The 240-nt window shown below is 45.0% G+C and carries 1 protein-coding gene; it reads right to left on the bottom strand.

Features of this window, described 5'->3' with window-relative positions:
* A partial coding sequence (locus RRF55_RS27750) for a hypothetical protein (RefSeq protein ID WP_439419264.1) occupies positions 1-240 on the bottom strand: 240 nt, incomplete at both ends.

The following is a 240-nucleotide window of genomic DNA, read 5'->3' on the forward strand; positions in this document are numbered from 1 at the left end:
TGTACCGCGACATCTTGCATTGCAGAAAATAAACGATAGCTATGCTTAACTTCGTGGCTTCGCTCAGTATTGGCTTCATAGGATCTGCACATGATTTCTGTCGCAAAGCCCATAATTTGCAGCATATAACTCAGCATGTGGTGGTTATTTTCTAGCGGAAGTCCAGCCAAGAGTTCCAAGATCTTGTTCTCAATCTCACGAATACCACGCATGATCAACCAAGAAGGAATGCCCACCCGC

Origin of the sequence: Klebsiella sp. K47, assembly GCF_051858335.1 — a bacterium.
GTDB lineage: Bacteria > Pseudomonadota > Gammaproteobacteria > Enterobacterales > Enterobacteriaceae > Klebsiella > Klebsiella pneumoniae.